At 43.2% G+C, this 22,925-nt stretch carries 26 protein-coding genes, 1 tRNA gene and 1 pseudogene; 15 read left to right on the plus strand and 13 right to left on the minus strand.

What is annotated here, in order from left to right; translation table 11 throughout:
- Nucleotides 1-3: 3 nt before the first annotated feature.
- Nucleotides 4-3,408: an isoleucine--tRNA ligase gene (gene ileS / locus SKC38_RS04805; RefSeq protein WP_377975571.1), complete on the minus strand. Its 3,405-nt coding sequence runs from the start codon at nt 3,406-3,408 to the stop codon at nt 4-6.
- Nucleotides 3,409-3,488: 80 nt separating this feature from the next.
- On the opposite strand from ileS, the gene SKC38_RS04810 reads away from it, so the two are divergent.
- Genes SKC38_RS04810 through SKC38_RS04825 form a run of 4 tightly spaced genes read left to right on the plus strand, consistent with a single transcriptional unit; the run spans nt 3,489 to nt 6,398 of the window.
- Entirely contained in the window at nt 3,489-4,100 is a 612-nt protein-coding gene (locus SKC38_RS04810) for a 5-formyltetrahydrofolate cyclo-ligase (protein ID WP_377975573.1), read from the plus strand.
- A gap of 35 nt (nt 4,101-4,135) precedes the next feature.
- On the plus strand, nt 4,136-4,642 hold the full coding sequence (locus SKC38_RS04815) for a hypothetical protein (RefSeq protein WP_377975575.1): 507 nt from the start codon (nt 4,136-4,138) through the stop codon (nt 4,640-4,642).
- 11 nt (nt 4,643-4,653) lie between these two features.
- Nucleotides 4,654-5,646 (plus strand): aspartate-semialdehyde dehydrogenase, encoded by a 993-nt coding sequence (locus SKC38_RS04820; protein WP_377975577.1) that lies wholly within the window; start codon nt 4,654-4,656, stop codon nt 5,644-5,646.
- 35 nt (nt 5,647-5,681) lie between these two features.
- On the plus strand, nt 5,682-6,398 hold the full coding sequence (locus SKC38_RS04825; protein ID WP_377975579.1) for a pyridoxine 5'-phosphate synthase: 717 nt from the start codon (nt 5,682-5,684) through the stop codon (nt 6,396-6,398).
- 37 nt (nt 6,399-6,435) lie between these two features.
- On the opposite strand, the gene SKC38_RS04830 is transcribed toward SKC38_RS04825, so the two are convergent.
- Nucleotides 6,436-7,038, minus strand: a complete 603-nt coding sequence (locus SKC38_RS04830) for a hypothetical protein (RefSeq protein WP_377975581.1) — start codon at nt 7,036-7,038, stop codon at nt 6,436-6,438.
- A 244-nt stretch (nt 7,039-7,282) separates the two neighbouring features.
- Between SKC38_RS04830 and SKC38_RS04835 the strand changes: the two genes are divergently transcribed.
- The 7 genes from SKC38_RS04835 to SKC38_RS04865 all read left to right on the plus strand — a co-directional run bounded on the left by SKC38_RS04835 (nt 7,283) and on the right by SKC38_RS04865 (nt 10,494).
- Nucleotides 7,283-7,882 (plus strand): RNA polymerase sigma factor, encoded by a 600-nt coding sequence (locus SKC38_RS04835; RefSeq protein WP_377975582.1) that lies wholly within the window; start codon nt 7,283-7,285, stop codon nt 7,880-7,882.
- A 13-nt stretch (nt 7,883-7,895) separates the two neighbouring features.
- Nucleotides 7,896-8,069, plus strand: a complete 174-nt coding sequence (locus tag SKC38_RS04840) for a hypothetical protein (protein WP_377975584.1) — start codon at nt 7,896-7,898, stop codon at nt 8,067-8,069.
- A gap of 39 nt (nt 8,070-8,108) precedes the next feature.
- Nucleotides 8,109-8,756, plus strand: a complete 648-nt coding sequence (nth, locus tag SKC38_RS04845) for an endonuclease III (RefSeq protein WP_377975586.1) — start codon at nt 8,109-8,111, stop codon at nt 8,754-8,756.
- Entirely contained in the window at nt 8,753-9,301 is a 549-nt protein-coding gene (gene pnuC / locus SKC38_RS04850) for a nicotinamide riboside transporter PnuC (RefSeq protein WP_377975588.1), read from the plus strand. Before nth ends, pnuC begins: the two co-directional genes overlap by 4 nt.
- Nucleotides 9,302-9,455: 154 nt before the next feature.
- Nucleotides 9,456-9,839, plus strand: a complete 384-nt coding sequence (locus SKC38_RS04855) for a TraR/DksA family transcriptional regulator (protein WP_377975590.1) — start codon at nt 9,456-9,458, stop codon at nt 9,837-9,839.
- Nucleotides 9,840-10,187 (plus strand): phage holin family protein, encoded by a 348-nt coding sequence (locus SKC38_RS04860; RefSeq protein ID WP_377975592.1) that lies wholly within the window; start codon nt 9,840-9,842, stop codon nt 10,185-10,187.
- On the plus strand, nt 10,168-10,494 hold the full coding sequence (locus SKC38_RS04865) for a hypothetical protein (RefSeq protein ID WP_377975593.1): 327 nt from the start codon (nt 10,168-10,170) through the stop codon (nt 10,492-10,494). The genes SKC38_RS04860 and SKC38_RS04865 overlap by 20 nt, the downstream gene beginning before the upstream one ends.
- 90 nt (nt 10,495-10,584) lie before the next feature.
- Here the strand turns inward: SKC38_RS04865 and prfB are convergent.
- Nucleotides 10,585-11,659, minus strand: a protein-coding gene (gene prfB, locus SKC38_RS04870) for a peptide chain release factor 2 (RefSeq protein ID WP_377975595.1) whose coding sequence is annotated in 2 segments (ribosomal slippage) — nt 10,585-11,607 and nt 11,609-11,659 — 1,074 coding nt in all. Because the reading frame shifts where the segments join, the coding sequence is not laid out codon by codon here.
- Nucleotides 11,660-11,740: 81 nt separating this feature from the next.
- Here prfB and lpdA point away from each other — a divergent pair.
- Nucleotides 11,741-13,135 carry a dihydrolipoyl dehydrogenase gene (lpdA, locus tag SKC38_RS04875; RefSeq protein WP_377975597.1) on the plus strand — a complete coding sequence of 465 codons (1,395 nt, stop codon included), beginning with the start codon at nt 11,741-11,743 and terminating at the stop codon, nt 13,133-13,135.
- Nucleotides 13,136-13,165: 30 nt separating this feature from the next.
- On the opposite strand, the gene SKC38_RS04880 is transcribed toward lpdA, so the two are convergent.
- From SKC38_RS04880 to SKC38_RS04920, 9 genes are all read right to left on the minus strand, one after another.
- Nucleotides 13,166-13,438 carry a rhodanese-like domain-containing protein gene (locus SKC38_RS04880; protein ID WP_377975599.1) on the minus strand — a complete coding sequence of 91 codons (273 nt, stop codon included), beginning with the start codon at nt 13,436-13,438 and terminating at the stop codon, nt 13,166-13,168.
- 51 nt (nt 13,439-13,489) lie between these two features.
- Nucleotides 13,490-14,080: a 3-keto-disaccharide hydrolase gene (locus tag SKC38_RS04885; protein ID WP_377975600.1), complete on the minus strand. Its 591-nt coding sequence runs from the start codon at nt 14,078-14,080 to the stop codon at nt 13,490-13,492.
- A gap of 41 nt (nt 14,081-14,121) precedes the next feature.
- Nucleotides 14,122-14,457, minus strand: a complete 336-nt coding sequence (locus SKC38_RS04890) for a type II toxin-antitoxin system PemK/MazF family toxin (RefSeq protein WP_377975602.1) — start codon at nt 14,455-14,457, stop codon at nt 14,122-14,124.
- Nucleotides 14,447-14,677: a hypothetical protein gene (locus tag SKC38_RS04895; protein ID WP_377975604.1), complete on the minus strand. Its 231-nt coding sequence runs from the start codon at nt 14,675-14,677 to the stop codon at nt 14,447-14,449. The genes SKC38_RS04890 and SKC38_RS04895 overlap by 11 nt, the downstream gene beginning before the upstream one ends.
- Nucleotides 14,678-14,986: 309 nt before the next feature.
- The gene (locus SKC38_RS04900) at nt 14,987-15,730 is read right to left on the minus strand and encodes a glycoside hydrolase family 25 protein (protein WP_377975605.1); all 744 of its coding nucleotides are present in this window, start codon (nt 15,728-15,730) and stop codon (nt 14,987-14,989) included.
- A 1-nt stretch (nt 15,731) separates the two neighbouring features.
- Entirely contained in the window at nt 15,732-16,319 is a 588-nt protein-coding gene (locus tag SKC38_RS04905; protein WP_377975607.1) for a mobile mystery protein B, read from the minus strand.
- Nucleotides 16,310-16,762, minus strand: a complete 453-nt coding sequence (locus SKC38_RS04910; protein WP_377975609.1) for a helix-turn-helix domain-containing protein — start codon at nt 16,760-16,762, stop codon at nt 16,310-16,312. The genes SKC38_RS04905 and SKC38_RS04910 overlap by 10 nt, the downstream gene beginning before the upstream one ends.
- A gap of 220 nt (nt 16,763-16,982) precedes the next feature.
- Nucleotides 16,983-17,070 (minus strand) — tRNA-Ser (locus SKC38_RS04915).
- 23 nt (nt 17,071-17,093) lie between these two features.
- Entirely contained in the window at nt 17,094-18,566 is a 1,473-nt protein-coding gene (locus SKC38_RS04920) for a S10 family peptidase (RefSeq protein ID WP_377975611.1), read from the minus strand.
- 116 nt (nt 18,567-18,682) lie between these two features.
- Here SKC38_RS04920 and SKC38_RS04925 point away from each other — a divergent pair, with 116 nt between their 5' ends.
- The 3 genes from SKC38_RS04925 (at nt 18,683) to SKC38_RS04935 (ending at nt 22,153) form a co-directional block, all read left to right on the plus strand.
- Nucleotides 18,683-20,767: a nitrite reductase gene (locus tag SKC38_RS04925; protein ID WP_377975612.1), complete on the plus strand. Its 2,085-nt coding sequence runs from the start codon at nt 18,683-18,685 to the stop codon at nt 20,765-20,767.
- Nucleotides 20,764-21,549, plus strand: coding sequence for a uroporphyrinogen-III C-methyltransferase (gene cobA / locus SKC38_RS04930; protein WP_377975614.1), 786 nt, complete (start codon nt 20,764-20,766; stop codon nt 21,547-21,549). Before SKC38_RS04925 ends, cobA begins: the two co-directional genes overlap by 4 nt.
- Nucleotides 21,550-21,766: 217 nt before the next feature.
- Nucleotides 21,767-22,153, plus strand: a complete 387-nt coding sequence (locus SKC38_RS04935) for a RidA family protein (protein WP_377975616.1) — start codon at nt 21,767-21,769, stop codon at nt 22,151-22,153.
- Between the two features lie 207 nt (nt 22,154-22,360).
- Here the strand turns inward: SKC38_RS04935 and tnpA are convergent.
- A pseudogene (gene tnpA / locus SKC38_RS04940) lies at nt 22,361-22,768 on the minus strand (IS200/IS605 family transposase).
- Nucleotides 22,769-22,925: the final 157 nt, after the last annotated feature.

Below are 22,925 nucleotides of genomic sequence, written 5' to 3' on the forward strand. Positions count from 1 at the left end.
CTATTAGTTGATTTTCTGAATTTGGGCAAATAATGTGGCATCATCCATCACAAGCTCAGATTTTTCACCCGCTAATGCCGGCGAAATCGTAATACTTAAAGCCTGAACTTCTTGTTGAATATACGCTCCAAAAACCTGAATGCTTTCCATCCACGCTGCAGGACCTTCTTCCACATGAATCGCGATCTTATCTACGACATCAAAACCTGAATCCTTCCGCAAATTCTGAATACGATTCACAAATTCCCGGGCCATTCCCTCCTGAACCAATTCCGGAGTTAAGGTATTATCCAAGGCAATGGTCAAGCCACCTTCCGATGCGGTTAAGTAGCCTGGCATATCTTCTGTTACGATTTCGATGTCAGCTAAAGCAATCTCAAAACCGTGCAAGTTCGCCGAACCGGAAGTTTCAATCTGCGCCAAATCACCTGAACTCATTCCTGTAATAACTTCAGCAACAGCCTTCATATCTTTCCCAAATTTCGGACCCAAGGCCTTGAAATTAGGTTTTACTTTCTTGCTTAATACGCCGGATGCGTCGTCGAGGTAATTCACCAACTTCACATTCACCTCCGACTTAATCAAATCCTCTACCTTACGAATTTGCTCACGGGCAGATTCTTGTAGAACAGGAACTAAGACCTGTGCTAGTGGTTGGCGTACTTTCAATTTATGCACCTTACGGATCGAGTGAACCAAAGAACAAATGCGTTGTGCCATGTCCATGGATGCTTCTAAATCAGCATTTTGCCAAGAAGGATTTACTTTTACAAAATCCGTTAAATGTACCGAGGTAGCTCCCGTTAAATTCTTGTACAACCAATCTCCATAGAAAGGAGCGATCGGTGACATCAATTGTGCCACTGTCGTCAGACAAGTATGCAAAGTCTGATATGCAGCAGCTTTATCTGCTGAAATCCCTTGGTTCGTATCCTCCGGATTCCAGAAACGTCGGCGTGACAAACGAACATACCAGTTGGACAAATGATCACATACAAAATCCTGCACCGCACGGCCGGCTTTAGTTGGCTCATAGGTCGCATAAGCCTCGTCAACCTCAGCGATTAGACTGCTTAATTTCGACAGGACCCAACGGTCTAATTCCGTTAAATCGGCCATATTAACACCCTTCGAATCCGGCGTAAATCCGTCCAAATTCGCATACATGGCAAAGAAATTATAGGTATTTGTTAGCGTACCAAAGAACTTATTACGCACTTCCGTAATTCCCGCTAAATCAAATTTCAAGTTATCCCAAGGTTGCGCATTGGTAATCATGTACCAGCGCGTAGGATCCGCTCCGTATTTAGAAAGCGTATCAAATGGATCAATCGCATTGCCCAAACGTTTGGACATTTTATTGCCATTTTTATCCAAGACTAAACCAGTCGAAACCACATTTTTAAATGCCACCGATTCTTCCACCATCGCCGAAATCGCATGGAGCGTAAAGAACCATCCACGCGTTTGGTCCACCCCTTCTGAGATGAAATCTGCCGGATAAGACTGTTTGAAAATTTCTTGATTCTCGAATGGATAATGCCATTGTGCGAAAGGCATCGCACCCGAATCGAACCACACGTCGATCAAATCTGCCTCACGTGCCATGACAACACCTGAAGGGCTTAACACAAAGATATTATCCACATAGGGACGATGTAAATCTGCCTCTCCAGCTTTTGCAGCAGCAATAAATGCTTCATTGCCTTTTTGCTGTTCAGCGGATAATTTTCCTGATTGGATAGCCTTTTCTAATGCTTGCACTAAGTCCTCCACTGAACCAAAACACAATTCTTCCGAACCATCTTCGGCACGCCATATAGGCAAAGGCGTTCCCCAATAACGAGAACGAGACAAGTTCCAGTCAACCAGGTTCTCCAACCAGTTTCCGAAACGACCTGTACCCGTCGACTCCGGTTTCCAGTTGATCGTATTATTCAACTCGATCAATTTATCCTTCACCGCCGTGGTCTTGATAAACCAAGAATCCAATGGATAGTACAATACCGGTTTGTCCGTACGCCAGCAATGTGGATACGGGTGATCAAATTTCTGAACGTTAAATGCCTTGTTTTCCGTTTTTAATTGAATCGCAATGCGCTCATCAACAGATAAATATTTATCGCGGCCTTGTTTGATTTTGGCCGCTTCTTTTTCCTCTTCACTTAGATATGCCTCTTTTACGGGCTCTAATGCATAATCAGTCACCTCTTGAACGAAACAACCTTGTCGGTTCACCAAAGGCACATCCTTTCCATTGGCATCTTGAACAAAAATGGCAGGAATGTTATTTTGTTGGGCTACCCGAAAGTCATCCGCACCGAAAGTAGGCGCCGTATGCACGATTCCTGTACCATCTTCCGTCGTCACGAAGTCTCCCAAGATCACACGGAAAGCTGGACTTGCAGGCTGCACATAAGGCATCAATTGGGCATATTCTACACCTTCGATATCGGAGCCTTTGAACGTATCAACAATCACATACGGAATAGCACTAGGCTTTTTCTCCGCTGCAACATAGGCATCAAAATCGCCATTTTCTGCCGCAGCCTGGAAATAATTCTTTACCAAATCCTTCGCTAATACCACATGAACTGGTAAATAGGTATAAGGATTAAAGGTCTTCACCAAGACATAAGCAATATTCTTCCCAGCGGTTAACGCGGAATTGGACGGTAATGTCCAAGGAGTCGTCGTCCAGGCCAATAAATACACAGGAGCTCCGCCTGATTTTTCAAACAAAAAGGCAGATTTCGCTGTATTTTTTGCCTCGAATTGAGCTGTCAATGAGGTGTCTTTCACATCGCGGTAACAACCCGGCTGGTTTAATTCGTGCGATGACAAACCTGTACCTGCCGCAGGAGAATAAGGTTGAATCGTATATCCTTTGTATAAAAGTCCTTTGTCGTACAGGCGCTTTAATAGATTCCAAACACTCTCAATGTAAGGAATTTGGTAAGTCACGTAAGGATTCTCTAAATCCACCCAGTAACCCATTTTTTCAGTCAAATCATTCCACTGATCCGTGAATTTCATGACCGTTTCGCGGCATTTTTGATTGTATTCTTCGACCGAAATCGATTTGCCGATGTCTTCTTTGGTGATACCTAATTCTTTCTCAACTTGCAATTCCACGGGTAGGCCGTGTGTGTCCCAACCACCCTTACGTTTCACTTGTTTGCCCTTTAAGGTCTGGTAGCGACAGAAAATGTCCTTAATCGTACGTGCCATCACGTGGTGAATACCCGGCGTACCATTCGCAGAAGGCGGACCTTCAAAAAAAGTAAAAGTCGGATTCCCCTCGCGAGAAGAAATCGATTGTTCGAAAATTTGATTCTCTCTCCAGAAATTTAGTACCTCGTCTGCTACAGCAGCATAATCTAAATTTTTGTATTCCTTAAAGGCCACAGTCTTGTTGTTTTTTATGAAATAATCGGCAAAATTGAAGCAAAAATAAGAAAAAATACCGAAAAATTAAGGCCAAAGCCATGAACAAATCTCGCCTCCGACAGCTCGCTCTTGCCCGACGCAAAAATGTGTCAGAGCGAATATTTGTCTTGTTGAATGAGGAGCTCCAACAAGAATTCATGGATTTCATTACGAGCTTTCAGCAGCCTCGGGTGATCATGAGTTTTCAACCGATTGTTGAACGCAAAGAAGTTGAGATGGAGGCGATTCATGATACATTATGGAAACTGGGTCACCAACTCTGTTTTCCGCGCGTTGAAGGTGAAGATTCGATGTTGGCTTACTTCATGAACAAAAAGGACACTTTCATTACATCAGACTGGGGAATTCAGGAACCCAATCCGCTAACAAATACAAAAACACCTTCGGAAGCCATTGACCTCATGATAATTCCTTTACTAGCCTTTGATGCACATGGCAACCGGATAGGTTATGGCAAAGGATTTTATGATCGTTTTTTAATGGATTGTCGGCCCGACGCGCTGAAAATTGGCGTATGTTTGGATGAAGCGGTTCAACGCATTGATGATGTGGAAACACATGATATACCTTTGGACCTTTGCATTACGCCTACGGGCATCCACCTTTTTGATGGATTTTATCAAAAAAATCCTTTTGATTCAGAATATTAGCCCTAATTTTGCAGGCTAATAAACCCTTTTGCTTTGTGAAAATCAGGCAATTACTCTTGATGGTAATCTGTTGCGCATCCATTTCTATGATGGGCCAACAAGCCGCTCGTGAGCCGTTGTTTCCGATTGAACAAATCCAACAAGGATTTACGAATAAGTTCGTTTACAAAAGGCAAATAATAGACAATCCTTTGGCACTTCAAATACCTTTATTAGAGGCCAAAGATCCTGAAATCAGCCTTGAATTCAACAAATTCAAGCAACAGCGGAAACTCATGAACTGGATTTCCAGTGTTGGCCTAGGTGTTTCAGCCTATTCATTACTGAAACCCGGTCAAGTGACAGATGGATTTTATTTGTCGACAATAGGTGCTGCCGCATTAGTGAATGTATATGTAGGAACGGTCAGTATGCGACACTTAAAACGTGCTTTAACAAAGTACAATAGCTTAGTTGGTGAAGAGCCCAAAATAAGCTTTGAAATAAAATCACATGGTGCACAAGGAGCATCGTTGGCATTAAATTGGAAGTATAATTTTTAATTGATATAAACATGAAAGTTGCTGTTGTAGGCGCCACAGGATTGGTTGGCGGCGAAATCTTGAAAGTATTAGCGGAAAGAAATTTTCCTGTCACAGAAATTATCCCGGTAGCGTCAGAGCGCTCAATCGGTAAAAAGATTACTTTCAAAGGAAAGGAATTCGAAGTGGTAGGTTATGAAACAGCAATCTCAATGAAACCCAACGTGGCGATTTTCTCCGCGGGCGGAAGTTCATCCTTAGAAATGGCTCCTAAGTTTGCCGCAGCTGGAATTACCGTTGTCGATAACTCTTCAGCATGGCGCATGGACCCTACTAAAAAATTAGTAGTTCCTGAAATCAATGCAAGCACATTGACACCAGAGGATAAAATCATTGCAAATCCAAATTGCTCAACCATCCAAATGGTGGTTGTCATGAATCCATTGCACAAAAAATACAAAATCAAGCGTGTGGTAGTTTCTACGTATCAGTCGGTGACTGGAACTGGGAAAGCAGCGGTTGATCAATTGTTCGATGAGCGTGCTGGGAAAACTGATTACAACAAAGTATATCCACATAAAATTGACTTGAACGTATTGCCTCATATCGATGTGTTCTTGGATAATGGCTACACGAAAGAAGAGATGAAGATGATCTTGGAAACGAAAAAGATCATGATGGATGATTCGATTCAGGTGACTGCGACAACGGTTCGTATTCCGACTATCGGAGGGCACTCGGAATCTGTGAATATTGAATTCGAAAATGATTTCGATTTAGCTGAGGTTCGTGCCATTTTGGAAAAAGAAGAAGGCATCATCGTACAAGACGATCCAAAGAACTTTTTATACCCAATGCCAATCACGGCACACGGAAAAGATGAAGTATTCGTGGGACGTATTCGTCGGGATGAGACCCAAAAGAATACCTTGAACTTGTGGATTGTAGCGGACAACTTACGTAAAGGGGCCGCAACCAATGCAGTTCAAATCGCGGAATACCTCGCGGCACATCACTTAATTTAATGAGAAGGCCGGTGATACCGGCCTTTTTTTTTGACATGACAAGACTTAGTGTAAATATCAACAAGATTGCCACCTTGCGCAATTCACGCGGGGGGAATAATCCCGATGTCATTCAGGTAGCTTTGGATTGCGAGCGTTTTGGGGCGGAAGGAATTACGGTTCATCCGAGACCCGATGAGCGACATATCCGCTATGCAGATGTGCGTGCGCTGAAGGAAGTTGTAACGACCGAATTTAACATCGAGGGAAATCCGATGGAACCATCATTCATCGAATTGGTGATGGAAGTACGACCCGAACAGGTAACTTTGGTTCCTGATGCACTGGGTCAAATTACCTCGAATCACGGTTGGGACACCATCCAACACCAAGGATTATTGCAAGCACTTATCGCACAATTCAAAGAAGCCGGCATTCGTACGTCAATCTTCGTAGATCCTGTGCTTGAGATGGTAGAAGCAGCCGCAACAACGGGAACAGATCGTATTGAATTATATACTGAACCCTATGCGGAACAGTTTTTTGAGAATCCAACGCAGGCCGTTTCGGCATATCGGAAAGCAGCGTTTCGTGCCAGCCAACTCGGCTTAGGCATTAATGCGGGACATGATTTGAGTTTGGAAAATTTGGCATTTTTTAAGGCGAATGTTGCCCCCTTGGATGAAGTATCGATTGGGCATGCCTTGATTTGTGATGCCTTGTATTATGGATTAGAGAATACTATCCAATTGTATAAACGCGCATTGAAATAATAGCTAGGCCGTTTCGAAGCGGCCTAGCTATTTAAAATTATTCGCGATCGCCGGTCAAAACCACTTGACCACCTGCAACAGATAATTTGATTGATTTCACTTTACCATCAGCACGTGAAAAAATCACGTCGGCATCATATCCTTGAATCGTTGCAGAAAACGTATCTTTCGCATTGCTTGCTTTCAAGACAGCACCTTCTGCAGGGTTTGCATCTGAGCTAAGTGCTAATTGGCCATCCTTCATCGCAATGACAATTTTCTTCACGTATTCATTTTCGGCCATTTTAAACGACGCAACATAATCACCTAAGGTAGCACCTTCTTTTTGACCCGTTAATACTTGGCCTTGTGCTTCAATTTTAACACCTTTCACGGCACCAGCCTCACGTGTAAAAACCACAGTACCACCCATGCTTTCTAAGGCAAATTCATCTGCATTTTTACCTGGGGCTAATTCTGCATCGGGAAAACCTTCTGCAGCCATGATCACTTTGCTGTCTTTAACAGAGATGGTGATTGACTTTACATAAGGGTTTTCAGACAATTTGAACGTTCCTGCATAATCAGCAGGATTGGATTGTGCAAGCAATTGAACGGCAGAAACGCAGATAACAAATGCTAAGGAGAATAATTTTTTCATAAGGAATAATTCGTTTAAAGATGAAACAAAGCTAAGCAATTTGACAAAGTCCCCTTTGATAAATACCAAAAAAGATGAAATATTTACCAAAATTTTGTCGCTCAATTATTTAAAACGATTTTGATTTAAAAAAGTTTTGGCTACATTTGAAACGTCATCAAGACAAAATTTAATCAATTCGCCCAGTAAATCGATAGGAGACACAATATGAGATAAACCTCTACGTTAACAATTTTGAAGTTTTATGATTAAAATTCAGGTTAGCGATGCGGCTTTATTATCAGCGTACATCCAAGGGGACGATAAAGCGTTTGAGACATTAGTCAAACGTAGTAAATCCAAAGTTTATACAACTATTTACTTGATCGTTAAGGACCGCTACATTGCGGAAGACTTAATGCAAGAAGCATATATTAAGGCCATTGACGTGATTAAGTCGGGCCGCTACAACGAAGAAGGGAAATTTTTACCCTGGATTCTGCGTATTTCGCACAACATGGCGATTGATCATTTTCGGAAGGATAAACGTTATCCGACGATCGTAATGGAAGATGGCTCGAAGGTTTTCAACAGCTTTGATTTTGCGGAGGACTCGGTAGAGGAACAGCAAATGAAGGCGGATCAAGTGGAGAACATTCGGGAAATGATTAAAAAATTACCTGATGAGCAACGTGAGGTATTGGTGATGCGGCATTATGAAGACTTGAGTTTTCAGGAAATTGCAGACCAAACCGGCGTTAGCATCAATACTGCCTTGGGAAGAATGCGTTATGCGCTCATCAACCTGAGGAAAATGCTAAACAAACAAGAGATTGCCTATGACGCAAAGTTTTACCCCAAATGACCTTATTAAAAACTTGTACGAGCCCCAAGCAGGCATCAACGAATTAACAAATGAAGGAATACGCTCGGAGTTAGCGGCATTCCAACAGGTCCAAAACGCCTTAGACCAGGCTTACATAGCCCCATCTGAAGCTGTGATTAATCGTATCTTGGATTATTCCAAACACAAAGAGTCGATTCAATCTTAATCTTGAAATTGTTTCTTATTTTGCATCAAATTCAACGCGATGCTTAAGAAGGAACGATTTCAAGCTTTTATTTCCCATTTTGAATCCTCATTCCCTGAGGCTGAAACGGAATTGCATTACAGCAATCCTTACGAATTGTTGGTGGCTGTCGTGTTATCTGCGCAATGCACCGACAAGCGTATCAATCAAGTTACCCCTGCCCTATTCAAGCGTTTTCCAGATCCGCAAGCATTGGCTGAATCAAGCGTTGAAGAGATTTTCAGTTATATCCGATCCGTATCCTATCCAAATAACAAGGCAAAGCATTTGTTAGGTTTGGGCCAAAGGCTGGTTGATCAATTCGCCGGCGAAGTACCTGAAACCCTGGAAGATTTACAGACTTTACCCGGCGTGGGTCGGAAAACGGCGAATGTCATCGCATCTGTTATATACAATCAGCCAGCCATGGCGGTAGACACCCATGTGTTTCGAGTTTCTAGAAGATTGGGCTTAGTTCCACAAACTGCTCGGACACCCTTATTGGTCGAAAAAGCCTTAATTCGCCATTTGCCTAATGAAATCATTCCGCGCGCGCACCATTGGTTGATTTTACATGGTCGTTACATTTGTTTGGCACGAACCCCCAAATGCAAGGAATGTTCAATCACCCATTTTTGTGCCTATTTTGCTAAAAATCAGGAAAAATGATTGAAGCAGCAGGAATTGTAACATCATTATTGGGTGTCTATTTTTCAAGCCAACGAAAAGCTTCGGCTTGGCTTTGGAACATGTTGGCATCAGGCATTTATATGTATGTATTTTATGAGGCAGGATTATATTCCGACATGGAATTACAGGGCATATTTATATTGATGGCCCTGTATGGCTTATATCAATGGAAGCAAGTGGATGAGGCATGGAAGCCATCGAAAAACAGTTGGGGTCAGACCATCATCGGAATCGCAATAGCAGGTTGCTACGGAATTATAGCAGGTTATTTACACAATCGATTTTCAACGCAGGTCAAATCAGCGTATTGGGATGCAACGCTCACGGGCTTGAGCATGTTGGGGACCTATTGGGCAGCCCAACGAAAAATCGAAAATTGGATTTTATGGATTTGTGTCGACCTTGCCTACGTCGGAATGTATTTAGTTAACGGTTTGTGGGGGACTGCAGCCTTGTATCTCGTGTTTGTTTTCATGGCGATTTACGGCTGGATTTCCTGGCACAACAAACTCAAAATCAAGTGATTAAAAATTTGTCAGAGATTTTATTCGATTCAGCACACAAAATTGTTCAATAAAATTATCTTTGTAAGACAGAACGCGGCATGTTCAGTAAGGTGCTGAAATTCAAATAATTATACTTTTTCGTGTTCGAGTAAAATTAAAAGAGTTATTATTTATGGCGACGGAAGAGAAGAATCGTTATTCTGCTGAAGAATTAAAAGAGTTCGAAGCAATCATTCAAAGTAAATTAGCGGAAACCAATGCGGAGTTGAAGTATTTACGTGAAGCATTAAGCAAAAAAAATGACCCAGGAACTGATGATACATCAGGTAACTCGAAGGTCATGGAAGATGGAGCGGATACGCAAGAGAAGGAAAGCATGAATCAATTGGCGGTACGCCAACAAAAATTTGCTAAAAGCTTAGAAAATGCGTTGATGCGCATTAAAAATGGCACATACGGCGTTTGTATTGATTCCGGAAAATTAATTTCCAAAGAGCGTTTGCGTTTGGTTCCACATACACAGCATTCGATTGAGGCCAAATTAAAACAACGCTAGATGGGATTTTTCGACAATAATGGTTTGGTAGATTTATTGAAAAACTACTTGAAAACGCAATTTGAACTCGTTAAACTCGACATTCAAGAGCGTTTGGAAGCCTTATTGGAACGCATATTCAAATTCATCATCTTGGCGTTTGCTTTAGGAATAGGAGTATTATTCCTGCTACATGGCATTGCCAACATGATCAATGCCTATTTAGGCAGCCAATTCTGGGGACATTTAATTGTTTCTGGAGCCTGTTTTATTGTGGGCGCAATTATGGTGGCTAGCTTTCGCAAGCCACAGGAAAACGAAGATTTAGCGGAAGAAGAAATTACAGCAGATGAGTCAGATAACGAATAAGAAAGCAAAATTAGAAGCTGAGGCAGCTAATTACGAAGAAAAAATCGGGGAGTCGATCGCCGACATAAAACAAGTTGCCAAAGAAAAAGGCACCCAAATCTTAGTAGCAGGCGCTGTCGTGGCTGGGGCTTATTTGTTATACTCACTATTGTCAGGAAGTGATAAATCTGAAAAAAAATCAGAGAAAAAAGAGTCTTCTTTTTTAGGTAACGCCATTACATCGTATGCGGTAGGGATTGCGTTGTCGCTGGCAAAAGACCAACTAGTTGATTATTTGAGGAAGCTCGAGGAAGATTCGGTTAAATAAGCCTACCATTGGCTCGAAAACCCTTACCTTTGGCAATCCTCAAAACAGGTTTGCCAAAGGTGAGGTTTTGAGGATTGCCAAAGGTTAAGGCTAGTTTTCCATCAAGTAGGCCTTGATGAATTCATTGATTTCACCATCCAACACCGCATCCGTATTAGAGGTTTGGTAATTTGTCCGGTGATCTTTTACTCGTCGATCGTCTAGTACATAAGATCGAATCTGCGAACCCCATTCAATTTTCTTTTTACCCGCTTCTACTTCCGCACGCGCAGCATTGCGCTTGTCGATTTCGATTTGGTATAATTTTGATTTCAAGAGGCGTAATGCAACTTCCTTATTTTGCAATTGCGAACGCTCCTGCTGACAGGCGATAATAATCCCCGAAGGTTTGTGGGTTAATCTCACCGCCGTTTCTACCTTGTTGACATTCTGTCCTCCAGCTCCACCGGAACGGAAAGTATCCCAATCGATGTCGGCAGGATTGATATCAATCTCAATGGAATCATCGGCCAACGGGCATATATATACGGAAGCAAAGGACGTATGTCTGCGGGCATTCGAGTCAAACGGAGAAATACGGACTAGACGATGTACACCGTTCTCCGACTTCAAATTACCATAGGCAAATTCGCCGTCCACCTCGATAGTTACGGATTTGATTCCGGCCACATCTCCTACGTTTTCATCAACTAAGCGAACTTTGAAGCCATTTTTTTCAGCCCACATGTGATACATGCGAAGCAACATGGAGGCCCAATCTTGGGATTCTGTACCACCCGCACCGGCGTTAATTTCGAGAACGGCGCTCATGTTGTCGCCTTCCTCCGACATCATTTTGCGGAATTCGAGGGATTCGAGCAGAGATTCGAGTTTGGCACCTTCGGCATCCACTTCGGGTTCCGCGGCTTCACCCATCTCGTAAAACTCCCAAATCGTCTCTAAATCGTCTTGTGCGCGGGATAATTGGTCGAAACCATCCGTCCAAAATTTAAGTCCACGCATTTCGCGCATGGTACTTTCGGCCTTTTCGGGATTGTTCCAAAACTCGGGATCGAGTGTGACGGTCTCCAGTTCGGATATTAAATATTTCTTATGATCGTAGTCAAAGATACCTCCTTAAAGCCTCTATTCTGGCTTTCAGGTCATTGAACCTGTCTCTTGTCATGTGGATTTCTGCTAAATAAAGTACAAATATACCCGATTTTGTGCTAAATTGCGGCCTCATTCATTTAAATCAAGCAATAAAATGGCGCAACAATACGATTTGATCGTGGTAGGCTCAGGCCCAGGGGGTTATGTAGCAGCTATCCGAGCTTCTCAATTAGGTTTAAAATGTGCAGTCGTGGAGAAAGAATCTTTGGGAGGTATCTGCCTAAACTGGGGATGTATCCCAACCAAAGCCTTGTTAAAATCTGCGAATGTATTTGAATACATCAAGCATGCATCGGACTACGGAATTACCGTGAAAGGAGCAGAAGCTGATTTCTCAGCGGTAATCGCGCGTTCACGTGGGGTTGCTGATAGCATGAGCAAAGGCGTTCAGTTTTTGATGAAGAAAAACAAGATCGATGTGATCATGGGTTACGGAAAAATCCAACCGGGTAAAAAGGTGGAGGTTACGGATGCCGATGGAAAAGCGAATATCTACGAAGGAAAAAATATCATGATTGCGACGGGTGCGCGTGCTCGTGCGTTACCGAATATCCCAATCGATGGCGAAAAAGTAATCGAATACCGCAAGGCGATGAGCTTAGCTAAACGTCCAGATTCGATGGTTATCATCGGTTCAGGTGCGATTGGCGTGGAGTTTGCGTATGTATACGCGGCCATGGGAACGAAAGTAACCATTGTTGAATTTATGCCAAACATCGTTCCGGTAGAGGATGAAGATGTATCGAAAGAATTGGCGAAGCAATACAAGAAAATGGGTATTGACATCTTGACTTCATCGAGTGTGGAGTCGGTTGATACCAAAGGAAAAGGCTGCAAGGTAAGTGTGAAAACACCTACGGGCAATCAAGATATCCAATGTGACATCGTCCTTTCTGCGGCGGGTGTGATTTGCAATTTGGAAAACATTGGTTTGGAAGAAGTAGGTATCATTGTGGACAAAGGACGTATTCCGGTGAACGCATGGTATGAGACAAATATGCCAGGATATTTTGCGATTGGTGATGTGACGCCAGGTCCAGCTTTGGCACACGTAGCATCAGCAGAAGGTATCATTTGTGTGGAGAAAATCGCAGGCCACAAGACAGAGGCCTTAGATTATTCGAACATTCCAGGTTGTACGTATTGCTCACCAGAAATTTCTTCTGTGGGAATGACGGAGAAGAAGGCACGTGAGGCAGGATATGATATAAAAGTAGGTAAATTCCCATTCGTGGCTTCGGGTAAAGCAACGGCTGCTGGAGCGCGTGATGGTTTTGTGAAAGTTATCTACGATGCCAAATACGGCGAATTATTAGGCGCACACATGATCGGTTACAACGTAACGGAGCTTATCGCGGAAGCTGTTGTGGTTCGTAAATTAGAAAGCACGGCTTATGAGATTATGAAATCGATTCACCCACACCCAACCATTTCGGAAGCGTTCAAGGGCGCGACGGAAGCGGCATACGGCGAGGCAGTCGATTTATAATAAGGAAAGAGGAGCTTAGCTCCTCTTTTTTTATTGTCCAAAATAGGCTTCGGTTCCCCCCTCAAGCCAGTCGGCACCCGGAATCATCGCTGCCGCCTCCGCTGACCGACCGCCCCCTTTTCCACATACAGTGATGACAGGTTTGTCCGTCGGGAGTTCATGCAATCTATGAGCGAGTTCTTTAAGCGGAATATGTTTCGCCCACGGAATGTGGCCGTCTTCAAATTCGTTTTTATTGCGCACATCGAGTACAAATACTTTCCCGTGTTTAAGTAGCGGTTTGAAATCGGCTTGTGTCATCATGTCCTAAAGGTCGGCAAAGATGCCAAGCAATTTTTATACAAATGTTAAAAATTATAGCTCTCGGATTTGAATGGTTTGATAGGCCACTTTGCTTTTCGGGTCGTGGGCTTGAATGGCAATTGTTCCCCATTGAATTTTACGCGGATCGGTGCCGTTGGTACGATCAGCCGGTTCCGTATAATCGATCACAGTTTTGCCATTGATTTTTGTGGTAATGTGGTTTCCTTGTACGATAACATTCAGGTCAAACCATTCCTCATCTTTGACATAGGTATCTTTGGTATCGACAATTCCGTAAACTGAAGCCGTACGACGCCAGTCGGTATGCGAATTATTCACCTGAATCTCATAGCCTTGTTTGGGCCAATCGTTTTCTAAGAATTTGGTACAAACATAGAGCCCTGAATTAGCGCCAGGATAGGTTTTTACGCGGGCATGCACTTCAAAATTCTTGGGCGTATAGCCATTGTAAAAGAGGTGACCGCGGTTTCCTTCGATGATGAGTTCGCCATTTTCGACACGAAAGGAGCTGGGATTTTCGCTGATTTTCCAGTTATCGATGTCTTTGCCATTGAATAGGTCGATCCATTGGGCATTTGAGGTGAAGCTTGCGAGGAGAAAGAGGAATAGGAGGTTTTTCATGGGATAGGTTTAAATTATTTGTGTAAGATTCAAATGTCTGCTTATAAATCAAGCATAATTCTCAAATTAGTTTTCAGTTTCACTTGCTGGTTTTGTGTCAAACGCCCCAATCTTTTAATAAGTCGAGTATTATCGATAGCACGAACTTGATCAACGAGCACATCACTTAATTCATCTAATTGACCCTTGGTCAAATGAACCCTCAAATATTCTAATTTCGGTTGGACATTTGTCGTAACAGGACAAATCAACGTGGACAAATGCATCGTATTTAGCAAGTCTGTTTGAACAATAATAACTGGCCTGGTTTTGCCAGCCTCCGTTCCTTTACTAGGGTTCAGGTTGGCTAACCAAATATCAAATTGCTTAATCTCCATCGATCAACATGTCAAATTCCCGCAAAATATCCATGGAATCGGCGGAAGTTAAAACGGATTCTTTAGCTAACGCTTTTTTCAACAATCTGCGTTTTTGCACCAAATTATACATGTTAACGGCTTCATTGATGTAACGGTTACGCGCCAAATGCAACTGTGCAGTTATTGCCTCCGTCTCATCAAAAATATGATCATCTAATTTGAGCGATAAGGTTTTCATCTTTTTGTTTTTCTTAAAAGTATATACTTTTGGTGTATTCTCAAAACTTAATCAACAGATTATCAATTGATTGATAATAAAAAGAAAATCAAATGCTTCAAATTCCATATTTATCTATAAAATGATATTCAGCTTCAGAAATCTTGTGTACTTTTACATCGTAATGGTTGGTAAAGCCTCTTTCCCTTAAAGGGTAACGTAACCAATCAAAAGATTTTCATAAAAAAAAAACCTCTGATTTGCTAGAGGTTTTTTTTATACCCGAAAGTATTGATTAAAACTAGGGACTCCAAGGCCAATCCAAATTTATCAATTCATTGATATCACATAAGGCTTATGCTCCGCCAGGTATTCATCCCACTCTTCCCGACTCCCCCGAAAGACATTCAGATCAGCGCGATGCGTAATGGCCATCAAATCCGCGTCGATATTGAATTGCCAAAAGGTACAATCCATCATCGTAGGCCTCCAAGCATTCGTGGAGCTCAGCCATAGCGTATGATTTCCAAAATCCTCTTCGATAAAATCCCGATAGCCATCCCCGTTTGTGTAGATGATTGGTTGGTGTTTGGTATGTTTTTTCAGTTCCTTCATGAACGCACGCAGGCGATTTTTAACCTTTTCTTGGGCTACGGAAATGTTGCCATGTTGCTCCACGTCGATGACTAAGGGCAATTGCAAATGCCGACCGTCCAACTGTTTCAAAAAGTGTTGGGCTTGCTCCTTTCCTTCCACATCGAAACGAAAAAAGTGGTAGGCCCCAACGGGAATATCCCGTTCAAGAAAGGCCTCGTAATGTTGCTCGAAGGTATCATCCACTCGGTCGTCTCCTTCACTGACTTTTAAAAAGACAAAATCCAAGGAATCTAAGCCATCATAGATAACCCGACCATTCCAGTGGGAAAGATCTAAGCCACGCACCTCATAGCTTTTGGCTAATTCCCAGGGATCACCAGGTTTGACATGGCGTTTTACACTAGGTCGGAAATAGAATACAAGAGCTCCCAAGAGGCCAATGAATAGGAAGAAGAGAAATAGCACGGTTTTGGTCATATTAATTTTGGGCAAAATCAATCAAGGGTACAAAATTGCCTTCAGCGGCTTGCTGAATGGCTGATAAATAAAGCTTGCGCACATCGCCTTTTGAATGGGCGCCCCAAGAAAAGCGCTGCAACCCAAAACGGTATTGCATCAATAAATCGGCCATGAGCCTTGCGTGCCGACCATTTCCATTGGGGAAACAATGAATGGACACCAGGCGAAATTTAAAACGAATGGCAATTTCCACGGGTGAAAAAGTTTGATGAAGAATCCAATATTGGACATCCGCAAGCAAAACGTTCAACTCCGTAGGAATCGTATACCAAGGCACACCAATATTGGTTTCAACTTTACGAAAAGTCCCTGCCCATTTCCAAACATGTCCGAACATTCGGCGATGCAAGAGGCAGATAAATTCAGTCGTCAACAAAGTAGGCAATGTCCGCTTACGCATCAGCCAGCGCAAAGCCTCATTGATATTCGCTTGTTCGTATGCATTAATCTGGGCATGCGTATGCAACATTGTAATCTTCAGACCGGATAATTGGTCTGGATCAATAGGTGTTTGTCCAAATTCTGATGCATCTAAGCCTATCCCCATAAACTACTTAATTTCTGTTGCCTAATTTCGGAAATTAAGCGTTTCAATTCACGGGCACGGTTTTGATTATCAAGCACTTGATTTTCGAGCAGCATCGCCTGATTAGAAAACTGCATTAATTCAAGCGCCTTTTGCTCAATTCGGGCATCCATCATGGCCTCTAATGTACCTGACTTAGGCTTCAAATAATACACCAAATCCATGTCCATCGCCGCAGCGACTTTCCGTAAACTTGCCAAACTAATCGCTTCGGCCTGTTCCCGTTGTTCAAATTTTTTAACGGCGGGTACCGATAAACCCAGTCGGGAAGCCAATTGCTGCAAAGTCATCCCAATCGAGGTTCTCGTGGCATGAATCCAGCCCGTAGGGATACGATCCTGCCGTTGGCCATTGACAAAGGCGTGGATTTGATCGTCGAGCTGGTGATAGGATAGATTTTTCATTTTAACCTTTGAGTTAATATTTTAATCGTAAATATAAATCTTTAAGTTAAAAAAACACAAATACTAATAATTTAAACTTGACAACTCTATTAGAAGGCATAGTAATGAATTCAAACTTAGTTAGAATAAAATCCCCAAATTTTCTCCAAAAATTATCCCGATATGTAGACAAAAAACCTAAATCAAAAAAGGAGCCCATCTCTGGACTCCTTTTCTCTTGTAGAGGGGAAGGGATTCGAACCCTCGGTAAGCTTGAGACCTACACACGCTTTCCAAGCGTGCTCCTTAAACCACTCGGACACCCCTCTGAATGGACTGCAAAACTAGCAAATTATTTCGACGAATCGAAAAAGCCATCCATATCCTTTTTGAATTGAATCAAAGACGGTTTGTGGATGTAGTACATGTGGCCCGACTCATACATTTTGATATCCACCCGACTCCGTTGCTCCGGACGTAAAAACATGTGCTCAATGTCATACAATGCCGTAAAATACGGCGTCGCAAAGTCATAATACCCACAGCCCAAATACACCTTCAAAGCCGGATTCTTCGCCATCGCATCCCGCAAACTCTCCGCCACATTCAAATACTTATTCTGCACATTCTTGTACGACCACGGATACACATCCCCAAACACATTATAGCCCTTCTCCTCCTTAAACTTCAATTCCTTCTGCATATATGCATTGATCGTCGACGTAAACGGCCCATCGATGTTGGCAAATGACGGATCAAAATCCACGTACTCGCCAGCATCGTCTAGGTCCCGACCGGTAAAGCGTGCATCCAGCCGACCAACAGACAATCCATCTGCCCGACGTAACGATTTATAAAAACGATTCTCGTCTACGCGTAAGTTGGCCTGCAAACACAACTCTTTAGAAAGCCCCGTATAATAAGCCAATTTACCTGCAATGGCATCTTTCTCAGCGGCCGACATCCATCCGCCCTTAATCAAAGCTGATGCATATTCACCAATAGACCAAGCTTCTGATTCTTTCAAGATATCCGCCAAAGGTCTTGCCTGCAAGGCTGGACTTAATTTCTTATGATACCACGCCGCCGCCGTGTAAGATGGAACATACAAAGCGCGTGGTAAATCATTCCCAATCGCATAATCATTGGTCCCAAAATTCAAGACCGCCGAAATCAAGATCACCCCATTGATGTATATCCGATGGCGATCCTGTAAATGCTTCGCCAATCCCGCCGCGCGCGTCGTTCCATAACTCTCACCCGCTAAGAATTTGGGCGATGCCCAGCGCTCATACCGACTCAAAAAGTTGCGCACAAAAGCACCAATCGACTCAATATCCTCCACATAGCCATGGTATTTACTCGCATCCTGCCCGACAGCACGCGAATAACCCGTGGAAACGGGATCGATAAACACCAAATCCGTTTTGTCCAACCAGCCATATTCATTGTCCACATAGGTATACGGCGGAACAGTTGCCGTCCCATCATCTTTCAAAACGACACGCTTCGGGCCCACGCCACCCATGTGCAACCACAAGGACGCAGAACCGGGTCCGCCATTAAACGTAAAAGTCAAGGGACGTTTGCCCGCATCCTCACCATCTTTTTGATAATAGGTAAAAAATATTTTGGCCAAAACCTTCCCCGTATCCGCCTTCATGTGCATGTAACCCGTATAAGCCGTGTAATTCAAAGGCTTCCCAGCTAGGTTCAACACATGCGACGTCTTCACCACTTCCACCCCCTGAATGTCCATCACAGGCTTTTGCGCAAATAGCCCAAAGAAGCCCAAACAAATAATTCCCGTTAAAATTGATTTCATGTTAAAAAATTTAGAAACGAATATAAAAATTCTTTGGCAATAAAAGTCTTTTGCCTTACTTTTGCCTACTACTCTATATAACATATAGACTTTATAATTTTATTAAGAAAAAATTTATGCAAAGTTTCCGCTCTGAGATAGAAAACCCGATCGTTGAAAAAGACATCCTGGATTTGGCCAAAAAGATTGCCCAATTCAAGGCTGGCGAGATTCACGAGGAGAAATTCCGTAGCCTTCGTTTGGCTCGTGGGGTGTATGGACAGCGCCAACAAGGCGTTCAGATGATCCGAATCAAATTGCCTTATGGCAAGATTCAATTCCATCAATGGAAGCGTATCGCGGATATTTCCGACGAATATTCCACTGGAAACTTGCATTTAACTACTCGTCAAGACATTCAAATTCACTTCGTTTCTTTGGACCGCACGCCGGAACTTTGGGCGAAATTGGAACAAGACGATATCACCTTGCGCGAAGCTTGTGGAAATACGGTGCGTAACATCACTGCCTCCTCTACTTCAGGCATTGACCCGAAAGAACTTTTTGACGTAAGTCCGCACGCAGACGCGGCTTTCCGTTATTTCCTACGCAATCCCATCTGCCAAGAAATGGGGCGTAAAATCAAAATGTCTTTCTCCAACACCGAAGAAGATACATCACTCGCATATCTACATGACCTAGGCTTTATTCCCAAAATCCAAAACGGAACGCGCGGATTTAAAGTCGTAGTAGGGGGTGGTTTGGGGGCCCAACCGATGTTGGCACATACTGCCTACGAATTCCTAGCGGAAGACCAGGTCATCCCATTCATCGAATCGGTGCTTCGCGTTTTCGATCGCCACGGCGAACGTAATTCACGCCACAAGGCCCGCATGAAGTTCTTAATCCAAAAAATTGGCTTCGAGGAATTCATGAATTTGGTGAATGCAGAAACCAAAGCCTTGAAAAATCACAGCTTCGCGATTGCAGATGCATCGGCATGGGAGGTAGCTGAACCAACGTTACTAGCGGACATCGCGGCACCAGAAACGGCTGAATACCAAACCTGGATAGACACGAATACTTTTGAACAAAAACAAGCAGGATTCCATGCCGTATATGTGCGCATCCTGAATGGAAATATTTCAAGCGATACCTCACGTTCTTTAATCGAGGCGCTGAAAGGCTACATCGGGGATGATATCCGGATAACGATCAACCAAGGATTGATGTTGAAGTTTGTGCCTACGGCCAATTTGCCTTATGTCTTCCAAGTATTGAACGCACATGGCCTTGCAGCCCCTGGTGCAAATTCCATCGCGAACATCACAGCATGCCCGGGAACGGATACTTGTAATTTGGCGATTTCTGATTCGACGAATATTACGTCGAAATTGGAGCAAGTAATCAACGAAGAATTCCCAGCTTTGATTCATGATTCTGCGATGAAAATCAAGATTTCCGGTTGTATGAATGCTTGTGGCCAACACAGCATGGCGTCCATCGGATTCCACGGATCTTCTTTGAAGGCGGCAGATAAACGCGTTTTACCAGCTTTGCAGGTATTAATTGGCGGAGCAACTTTAGGAAATGGAGACGGACGAATCGCGGATAAAGTGATCAAAGTTCCTTCCAAAAGAGGTCCCGAGGTGTTACGCGTATTATTGAACAACTTCGAAGAAAATGCCCAAGACGGTGAATACTTTCACGAATATTACGATCGACAAGGCGAGAAATATTTCTATAATCTATTGAAACCGATTGCAGATTTGACAACATTAGTAGATTCAGACTTCATCGATTGGGGTGCGACGGATACGTTCGCAACGGAAATTGGCGTAGGTGAATGTGCGGGTGTGATGATTGATTTGGTCGCAACCCTATTGTTTGAATCGGAAGAAAAATACGAATGGACAGCGGCGGCTTTGGAAGACAAGCGCTATGCAGATGCGATCTACCATGCCTATTCGGTCTTTATTTCAGCTGCCAAAGCCTTGTTATTGGACAAGTCGGTGACCGTAGCCAATCAAAACGCGGTGATCAACAAGTTTGAAGAACATTTTGTAGCGACAGGTGAATTTGCGATTGAGGCTGCGACTTTCCCTGAATTGGTCTTGCAGATCAACCAAAACGAACCATCGGAGGCCTTTGCGCGTCAATTTGCTGCGCAAGCCAAAAACTTTTTAACAGCTGCCACTTCTTTCCGCCAAGCCATCGCATGAAAAATTTAGCACATTTCAGAAAATTAGAACCACAACCCCGCCTCACGGTGGTGGGTGCGGGCCCTGGTGATCCGGAATTGATCACCTTGAAAGCGATAAAAGCGATTGCCTCGGCACAAGCCGTGTTATACGATGCTTTGGTAGACCCCATTTTATTGGAGCATTGCTCGCCAACATGCGAACAAATTTACGTGGGTAAAAAGCCTGGCGAGAGCCATTCGCAGGCAGCCATCAACGAATTAATCGTGGAAAAAGCGTATGCGTTGGGACATGTCGTGCGCTTGAAAGGCGGTGACCCTTTTGTCTTCGGCAGAGGCCAGGAAGAAATCGAATTCGCGAAATCCTACGGACTTATCACAGGCTATATTCCCGGCATCAGTTCATCTTATGCGGCAGCTGGCGCAGCAGATATTCCGTTGACCGTTCGCGGAGTGAATGAAAGTTTTTGGGTGATGACAGGTACCAAATCGGACGGATCTTTATCTGAAGATTTGAAACTCGGTTTGCAATCCACAGCGACTTTGGTCATTTTAATGGGAATGAATAAATTAAGTGAAATAGCTACTTTATGCCAACAATACGGCAAAGGGGAAATATCAGCTGCCATAATCCAAAACGGCACGATGGCGAATCAGCGAATCGGAATTTCTACGGCAGCGGAGCTTGAAAATTTGGCAAAAAAAGAAGACCTTCGTAACCCTGCCATCATCGTTATCGGCGAAGTGGTTCGCCACGCGAAGCCAGAGATGTGGGAGAAAATTGTAAAACAATCAAACTTATAACCCCAGGTTTTAACCTGGGGCTCTACAGACTTTAGTCTGGGGCTCTACAGGTTTTAACCTAGGGCTCTTCAGACCTTAGTCTGGTGATTCAGACGAAGTCTGACAGAAAACATACTTATATCCCCAGACTTTAGTCTGGGGATTCGGACGAAGAAAGACAGGAAACATACTTATAACCCCAGACTTTAGTCTGGGGATTTCACAAAACCCCACCACCATGTCACAAAGACTCAACATCTCCTCAGGATCCCCATTTGAAGATACATTCGGCTATTGCCGCGCGGTAAAAACAGGAAACTTATTAGAAATATCAGGTACGGTGGCCATCATCGATGCGGAAAAAGTAACCGCAGATGATTTCTACGCACAAACCTATAACATCATCGAGCGTATCGCCGTAGTCTTAGAAGAAGCAGGATCATCCATCAAAGATGTTGTTCGTACACGCATTTTCACAACCGATATTTCCCAAAATTTGGAAATCGCCCGTGCCCATGCACATTTCTTTGGCGATGTAAAACCAACGACGGGTATCTACGAAATCTCTGCCTTGATCGCACCACAATACAAAGTGGAAATCGAATTCACGGCGTGGGTGGGGTAATAGTTTATAACCCCAGGTTTTAACCTGGGGCTCTACAGGTTTTAACCTGGGGACTTAAGACTTCGTCTGAATATCATCTCCACCGGCCTCCGGCCGGAATCCCTAGGCTAAAGCCTAGGGTTATTTATAACCCCAGGTTTTAACCTGGGGATCTACAGACTTAGTCTGTGGAATCCAGACTTCGTCTGAACACAGGTCTCTGACGACCTACATCTTCACCCCAAAAGCCTTAATCACTCGATCAAAATTCTGATGCTTTTGTTCCTGAGCATAAATATATAACGCAATTTCAGGAACGATAGATTCACTAACAGACACGGCATAATATTCTTTTGCCCAAGCAAACGCGTGACTAAAATAGTTTTGCTTATTAATCCAAAATGCCGATTCTCCTTTCAAGATTTGAATCGATTGACTTAACGAAAAGTCAGGAGGCAACGTGAACAATCAATGAATATGATCAAGATATCCATCGATTGAATGAATTTGAATCCCCTTCGAATGAGCATGAATTCGAATATGTTGGCATATCAAAAATCGAATTTCTTTGATTAAAAGTGGTTTACGAAATTTGGTAGCCCAAACTGCATGTACTTTGATATTTGTATGCGACATGAGAAAAAGAGTTTTTTCTCAAAAATGAAATCGTTCCGATCTTAGTGAAAGTAAAAACCTGATATTTCTGAACGATTATCAATTGATTTATAACCCCAGGTTTTAACCTGGGGCCTTCAGACGAAGTCTGAAAATCATCACCACCGGCCTGCGGCCG

This window comes from Aquirufa echingensis (assembly GCF_042714525.1).
In the GTDB taxonomy this organism is placed as follows: domain Bacteria; phylum Bacteroidota; class Bacteroidia; order Cytophagales; family Spirosomataceae; genus Aquirufa; species Aquirufa echingensis.

Excerpts from the sequence above, each read along its gene's own strand:
- SKC38_RS04810 (WP_377975573.1), top strand. The coding sequence starts at position 3,489 with ATGAACAAATCTCGCCTCCGACAGCTCGCTCTTGCCCGACGCAAAAAT.
- SKC38_RS04820 (WP_377975577.1), top strand. The coding sequence starts at position 4,654 with ATGAAAGTTGCTGTTGTAGGCGCCACAGGATTGGTTGGCGGCGAAATC.
- SKC38_RS04825 (WP_377975579.1), top strand. The coding sequence starts at position 5,682 with ATGACAAGACTTAGTGTAAATATCAACAAGATTGCCACCTTGCGCAAT.
- SKC38_RS04830 (WP_377975581.1), bottom strand. The coding sequence starts at position 7,038 with ATGAAAAAATTATTCTCCTTAGCATTTGTTATCTGCGTTTCTGCCGTT.
- SKC38_RS04835 (WP_377975582.1), top strand. The coding sequence starts at position 7,283 with ATGATTAAAATTCAGGTTAGCGATGCGGCTTTATTATCAGCGTACATC.
- nth (WP_377975586.1), top strand. The coding sequence starts at position 8,109 with ATGCTTAAGAAGGAACGATTTCAAGCTTTTATTTCCCATTTTGAATCC.
- pnuC (WP_377975588.1), top strand. The coding sequence starts at position 8,753 with ATGATTGAAGCAGCAGGAATTGTAACATCATTATTGGGTGTCTATTTT.
- SKC38_RS04855 (WP_377975590.1), top strand. The coding sequence starts at position 9,456 with ATGGCGACGGAAGAGAAGAATCGTTATTCTGCTGAAGAATTAAAAGAG.
- SKC38_RS04860 (WP_377975592.1), top strand. The coding sequence starts at position 9,840 with ATGGGATTTTTCGACAATAATGGTTTGGTAGATTTATTGAAAAACTAC.
- SKC38_RS04865 (WP_377975593.1), top strand. The coding sequence starts at position 10,168 with ATGAGTCAGATAACGAATAAGAAAGCAAAATTAGAAGCTGAGGCAGCT.
- lpdA (WP_377975597.1), top strand. The coding sequence starts at position 11,741 with ATGGCGCAACAATACGATTTGATCGTGGTAGGCTCAGGCCCAGGGGGT.
- SKC38_RS04880 (WP_377975599.1), bottom strand. The coding sequence starts at position 13,438 with ATGATGACACAAGCCGATTTCAAACCGCTACTTAAACACGGGAAAGTA.
- SKC38_RS04885 (WP_377975600.1), bottom strand. The coding sequence starts at position 14,080 with ATGAAAAACCTCCTATTCCTCTTTCTCCTCGCAAGCTTCACCTCAAAT.
- SKC38_RS04890 (WP_377975602.1), bottom strand. The coding sequence starts at position 14,457 with ATGGAGATTAAGCAATTTGATATTTGGTTAGCCAACCTGAACCCTAGT.
- SKC38_RS04895 (WP_377975604.1), bottom strand. The coding sequence starts at position 14,677 with ATGAAAACCTTATCGCTCAAATTAGATGATCATATTTTTGATGAGACG.
- SKC38_RS04900 (WP_377975605.1), bottom strand. The coding sequence starts at position 15,730 with ATGACCAAAACCGTGCTATTTCTCTTCTTCCTATTCATTGGCCTCTTG.
- SKC38_RS04905 (WP_377975607.1), bottom strand. The coding sequence starts at position 16,319 with ATGGGGATAGGCTTAGATGCATCAGAATTTGGACAAACACCTATTGAT.
- SKC38_RS04910 (WP_377975609.1), bottom strand. The coding sequence starts at position 16,762 with ATGAAAAATCTATCCTATCACCAGCTCGACGATCAAATCCACGCCTTT.
- SKC38_RS04920 (WP_377975611.1), bottom strand. The coding sequence starts at position 18,566 with ATGAAATCAATTTTAACGGGAATTATTTGTTTGGGCTTCTTTGGGCTA.
- SKC38_RS04925 (WP_377975612.1), top strand. The coding sequence starts at position 18,683 with ATGCAAAGTTTCCGCTCTGAGATAGAAAACCCGATCGTTGAAAAAGAC.
- cobA (WP_377975614.1), top strand. The coding sequence starts at position 20,764 with ATGAAAAATTTAGCACATTTCAGAAAATTAGAACCACAACCCCGCCTC.
- SKC38_RS04935 (WP_377975616.1), top strand. The coding sequence starts at position 21,767 with ATGTCACAAAGACTCAACATCTCCTCAGGATCCCCATTTGAAGATACA.